Raw genomic sequence first — 5,043 nt, forward strand, 5'->3', positions numbered from 1 at the left:
CCAGTGGCGGGGTCTCGGTGGGCGAAGAGGAACATGTCAAGCCTGCCGGGGAGTCGCTGGGGTCGCTGGTGCTGGGGCAGGTCGGCATGAAACCGGGCAAGCCCGTCGCCGACGGCCGGGGGGGGGCTGCGCCCTTCATCGGCCTGCCGGGCAACCCGGTGTCGAGCTACATGACCTTTGCCCTGCTGGTGCGGCCCTTCGTGCTGCGACTGCAGGGCGTGCAGGACGTGGCGCCCCGGCCACTGCCAGCGGTGGCCCGCTTTGCCTGGCCCAAGGCCGACAAGCGCCGCGAGTTCCTGCGCGTGCGCCGCCATCCCGAGGGCGGGCTCGACCTGTTTTCCAACCAGAGCTCGGGCGTGCTCACCTCTGCCGCCTGGGGCGATGGCGTGGTGGACAACCCGGCGGGCCAGACCATTGCGCCGGGTGACACTGTGCAGTTCATCGCCTTTTCGGATTTGCTGTCATGAAGCTCACGGTGCGCTACTTCGCCTCCATCCGCGAAGCCATCGGCCAGGGCAGCGAGGCCGTGGAGACCTCTGCCGCCACGCTGGGCGCACTGCGCGATGAACTCATCGCGCGTGGCGGCGCCCACGCAGACAGCCTGGCCCGCGGCCGGGCCGTGCGCATGGCGCTGGACCAGGTGATGAGTGGCGAGGCCGCCATCCTGCGCGAAGGCGCCGAGGTGGCGTTCTTCCCGCCTGTCACGGGCGGTTGATCCTGTCCCCGGCTACAGGGCCCGCAGGCGCTCTACCAGGGCCGGCGAAGCTGCCATCATCGGCGCACGCAGCTCGTTGCGCACCTCGCCCGCGTGCGCGAGCATGGCCTTGAGCGGGGCGGGGTTGGGCTCGGCAAAGCAGGCTTCGATCCAGGGTTGCAGGGCCTGCCATGCGCGGCGGGCCCCGGGCAGGTCGCCCCCGCGCAGCAGGTCCATCAGTTCCACGAAGCGTGGCGTCTGCCACTGCGCGCTGGCGGAGATGGCGCCGGCACCGCCCAGTGCCAGCGTGTGGAAGATCTGCGCGTCTTCGCCGGTCAGTACCTGGAGGCGGCCGTCCGCGATCAGGGCCTGCGTCTTGGCGGTGCTGCCACCGCAGTCCTTGATGGCCTGGATGCGCGGGTGTGCCGCCAGCGCCAGCAGCGTCTCGGTGGTGAGCATGGCGCCCGTGCGGTAGGGAATGTCGTAGAGGACCACGGGCACGGTGCTGGCGTCGGCGATGGCGCAAAACCAGTGCAGTAGGCCCTCCTGCGACGGGCGGATGTAGTGCGGCGCGGACACCAGCAGGCCCGCCAGCGGGTAGCGTGCCAGGGCCTGCACCTGGTCCAGCACCTGGCCCTGGTGGCAGCCCGAGACACCCATCACCACAGGGCTGTCACCGGCCGCCTCGAGCACGGTCTCCAGGACTTGCAGCTGCTCGGCCTTGTCCAGGGCCGCCGCTTCACCGGTGGAGCCGCAGGCGACGAAGCCCGCGACGCCCTGGCCGCGCAGCCGGACGGTCAAGGCGGTGAGGGCCGGGTGGTCCACCGCGCCGTCCTTGAACGGTGTGACCAGGGCGATCCAGAGCCCGCTGAAGAGGGGGCGGGTGGGGGTGGCATACGATGGCATGCGAAAACATCCTTTCAAGGTTCGACCAGGGGAAGAACCGCCGGGCTGCGCGCGCGGAATACCAGGAAAGAAAGGAAGGGGAGAGGGAAAAGGGAGCTGTCTTTCTGCCAGGGGTTCCGTCGCTCATCCGGACGGAACCACAGCTCCGGTCAGATGAGCTCTGGTTTTTTGGCTTTGGCCACGCGCTGCACAGCGACCGCCGATGCGGTGTTCTGGGTCAGGGTGCTGCGGGTGGCCATGGCGTGCAGTATAGCGTCAGCCTGCCAGCGGGGCGGGCTCGGCCGGGGGCAGCAGCTCGGGGCACTGCCAGACCAGCAGTTCGGCCAGGCGCGTCACGATCCAGGTCGCCTCGGGCATGGAGACGCCGGACTCGCCCGTGCACAGCCCGGCATGGATGCGCCGCAGGATCTCGGCCTCGGACGGGGCCTGCACGTGGTAGAGCGTCTGCGCATGCTCCACCAGGTGGCCGGCGAGGTCCTCGCACAGCTCGTAGCGCGTGCGCACCACGCTGGCGGGTTCGCGCAGGCGCTGGCGCGCGTCGCTGTACACGGCCATGAAGGACGGGGGAACGTGGATCTGGTTGTCGTCGTCGTGCATTGCAGGAAAAAGCGGGAGAGAAGGCGAGGCGAGGTCAGATCGCGGCGGCGGCGGCAGTGCCGCTGCGCCGTGTGCTGCGAAAGCGCTTGCCATATTCGATCATGGGTTGCTCCACCACGTAGTAGAGCAGCGTGGCCAGCAGGAACGTGACGATGATCACGGTGAGGTGACCGGCTGCGCTCGACCAGTGGAGCTGGGTGTAGACCACCACCATGACCTTGGCGTGCACGAGGTAGAGCGAATACGAGATCTTGCCGATGTAGCGCGACAGCGTGTCCTGCAGCGGGGGGAGCCTGAGGGACAGGATGAATACGCAGGCCAGGCCCACGGCCGACAGGGGTTGCGGCGCAAGGTCCATGACGGCCTGCCATTTCGCCCACATCAGGAGGAGCACCAGTGCCACAGGCCACAGAACGCTGCTGGAAATGCGGCGCAGGACCGGCTCGTAGCGGTAGATCACCGTGCCCATCACGAAGAAGTACAGGTAGCTCACGATGCTGGAATTGATGAGCGCGTGCCGCAGCGCCGGAGTGAACTCGATGCCGGCCTGTTGGGCCTGACCCAGGTACAGGATGTCAAGCAAGCCGGTCTTGGCCGTATTGATCCAGGCGACGGACATCAGCGTGGACAGCACCAGCACACCCAGCCAGAAATGCCGCCAGCGCAGCCGGTGCGCCAGCAGGGCCAGCACCACCACGATCACGTACCAGAACAGTTCCACGGTGAGCGTCCAGCCCACGTGCACGCGATCGAAGAACAGGATGCTGCGCAGGGACAGCTGTTGCAGGTTCAGCAGGTTGAACAGGAAATGCGGGTAGTCGTTGGCTACGATTTGGCGGAACCCGGGAACCAGTGCCACCTCGAGCAGCAAAATGCCCACCAGGGTCACCCAGTACACCGGAAAGATGCGAAAGAAACGCGCTTTGGCATAGTCGCCCAGGGTGTTGCGCTCGGCGCTCTGAATGATGAGGTAGCCCGAGATCAGGAAGAACAACTGCACGCCGATGCCGCCGCCGTCCGGGCCGAACAGGGGCACCTGGATGCCCGAGTACACCGAGAAATGGTGCAGCGCCACCGAGAGGATGGCCATGGCGCGCAGGATGTCGATGTTGTTGTCGTGCTCGACCGAGGGCAGGCGCTGCGTGATGTCTGAAAGTTTCATGGGGAGGGTTGTCGGTTGCCCGCAGGCGGCTACCGGGCCGCGTGCAGCTTCCGTTGTAGGGTTCGGTTCAGTCGGGCGTGAACAGGCGCTCGAACTTCGCCCGGTCGGCATCCAGCTCGAAGGTCACCACCTGGCCCATCTTCATGTCCGACAGGCGGCAGGCGGCAAACAGCGTGGTCCTGCCAGCCAGGTCCATGCTGTCCAGGTCGACCAGGGCATAGGGGTGGGGAATGAACACCTCGTGCGCGAAGATGTCCTTGCTGCGGTTGCGCGGCGACGGGTAGAGCTTGTATTTTTCGGTGGTGATGGTTTGTGTGGCCATGGGCGAAGGGGGTACAGTGCTGCCGGATGCTAAACGACGTTCAGAAAAAACAATTCCATGGCAAAACCCAAGAGTGAATGGCCCACGAAGGTACTGGCGTTGATCCAATCAGGCAACCACCCTGCTGCCATAGCGCAGGTCAAAGTGGCCCCGACGGTGACCGACGTCACGCGTTTGCAGGCCCTGGTGGCCAAGCTGCCGCGCACCCCTGCACTGGTGCAACTGGAGAAAGTGCTGGAGGAAGAGCGCGCCCTGCTGGCCGCCCCCCGCCTGCACCGCTCGCCATGAGCTTGTCCGGGGCGCGCAGCAGCATCTCCATCCAGACGGCGGACTTCGACCTGTCGGCCGAGGTTGCCGCGCTGCGCCGCGGCGACCGCCGCGTGGGCGCGGTGTGCGCCTTCGTGGGCACGGTGCGCGACCGCAACGACGGCGACGACGTTGCCTCCCTGGAGCTGGAGCACTACCCGGGCATGACCGAGAAATCCATCGCCGCGATGGTCGATGCGGCCTTCGAGCGCTTCGAACTGTTTGGTGCGCGCGTGGTCCACCGGGTGGGGCTGCTCGCGCCGCTCGACCAGATCGTGCTGGTGGCGGTCACCAGCGCCCACCGGGGCCAGAGCTTCGAGGCCTGCGAGTTCCTGATGGATTACCTCAAGACCCAGGCGCCGTTCTGGAAGAAAGAGGTCACACCGGCGGGCGCGCGCTGGGTCGATGCGCGCGTGAGCGACGACGCTGCGCTGGCACGCTGGGGCATTGCAGCGGCCAATACCCCAATGTAAGTGTTGGTAAATGGGCATGCCGGCTGCAAATGCGGGCCTACAGGAGGGGGATGGCACTGCTGCAGGCCTGGTTGCGCCCCGGGACGCTTGAAATGCTTGCCGAAAGTCCCCATGTGTGACGCAATTCGGAAGGACATTCACCCATGCGTCTCGACAAATTCACCACCAAGTTCCAGGAAGCGCTGAGCGATGCCCAGACGCTGGCTCTGGGCAATGACAACGCCTACATCGAGCCCGTGCACATGCTCGTGGCCATGCTGCGCCAGGAAGATGGGCCGCGTGCGCTGCTGCAGCGCGCCGGTGTCAACGTGCAGGGCCTGCTGGCCGCCGCGGAGAGCGCCGTCAAGCGCCTGCCGGCCGTGCACGGCCAGGACCAGGTGCAGGGCGGGCCGGAGCTCGGCCGCGTGCTGCAGGCCACCGAGAAGGAAGCCATCAAGCGCGGCGACCAGTTCATCGCCAGCGAGCTGTTCCTGTTGGCCTTGATCGACAGCAAGGGCGAGGCCGCCACGATTGCCAAGGACAACGGCCTCACGCGCAAGAGCCTGGAGGCGGCCATCGAGGCCGTGCGCGGCAAGCCCTACAG

9 protein-coding genes are annotated in these 5,043 nt (G+C 66.8%); 5 read left to right on the plus strand and 4 right to left on the minus strand.

From position 1 onward, the window contains the following. On the plus strand, positions 1–467 hold a 467-nt coding region (locus ACK59X_RS00295; RefSeq protein WP_409954455.1), incomplete at its 5' end, for a molybdopterin-binding protein. After that, positions 464–715 carry a MoaD/ThiS family protein gene (locus tag ACK59X_RS00300; RefSeq protein ID WP_409954456.1) on the plus strand — a complete coding sequence of 84 codons (252 nt, stop codon included), beginning with the start codon at positions 464–466 and terminating at the stop codon, positions 713–715. The genes ACK59X_RS00295 and ACK59X_RS00300, both read left to right, overlap by 4 nt. Positions 716–727: 12 nt before the next feature. Here ACK59X_RS00300 and dapA read toward each other — a convergent pair whose 3' ends face one another. The 4 genes from dapA to ACK59X_RS00320 form a co-directional block, all read right to left on the minus strand. Then, positions 728–1,600, minus strand: coding sequence for a 4-hydroxy-tetrahydrodipicolinate synthase (gene dapA, locus ACK59X_RS00305; protein WP_409954457.1), 873 nt, complete (start codon positions 1,598–1,600; stop codon positions 728–730). 255 nt (positions 1,601–1,855) lie between these two features. Then, a complete protein-coding gene (locus tag ACK59X_RS00310) occupies positions 1,856–2,197 on the minus strand; it encodes a hypothetical protein (protein WP_409954458.1) in 342 nt (113 codons plus the stop codon). A gap of 34 nt (positions 2,198–2,231) precedes the next feature. Beyond that, the gene (locus ACK59X_RS00315) at positions 2,232–3,359 is read right to left on the minus strand and encodes an acyltransferase family protein (protein ID WP_409954459.1); all 1,128 of its coding nucleotides are present in this window, start codon (positions 3,357–3,359) and stop codon (positions 2,232–2,234) included. A 67-nt stretch (positions 3,360–3,426) separates the two neighbouring features. Then, positions 3,427–3,681, minus strand: coding sequence for a hypothetical protein (locus ACK59X_RS00320; RefSeq protein WP_409954460.1), 255 nt, complete (start codon positions 3,679–3,681; stop codon positions 3,427–3,429). 57 nt (positions 3,682–3,738) lie between these two features. On the opposite strand from ACK59X_RS00320, the gene ACK59X_RS00325 reads away from it, so the two are divergent. From ACK59X_RS00325 to ACK59X_RS00335, 3 genes are all read left to right on the plus strand, one after another. Further along, positions 3,739–3,969 carry a hypothetical protein gene (locus ACK59X_RS00325; protein WP_007849068.1) on the plus strand — a complete coding sequence of 77 codons (231 nt, stop codon included), beginning with the start codon at positions 3,739–3,741 and terminating at the stop codon, positions 3,967–3,969. Further along, entirely contained in the window at positions 3,966–4,460 is a 495-nt protein-coding gene (locus tag ACK59X_RS00330) for a molybdenum cofactor biosynthesis protein MoaE (RefSeq protein ID WP_409954461.1), read from the plus strand. Before ACK59X_RS00325 ends, ACK59X_RS00330 begins: the two co-directional genes overlap by 4 nt. Positions 4,461–4,603: 143 nt before the next feature. Further along, positions 4,604–5,043, plus strand: a 440-nt coding sequence (locus tag ACK59X_RS00335; RefSeq protein ID WP_409954462.1) for a Clp protease N-terminal domain-containing protein, incomplete at its 3' end; no start/stop codon positions are given.

Origin of the sequence: Acidovorax sp. (genome assembly GCF_046339755.1) — a bacterium.
In the GTDB taxonomy this organism is placed as follows: domain Bacteria; phylum Pseudomonadota; class Gammaproteobacteria; order Burkholderiales; family Burkholderiaceae_C; genus Acidovorax.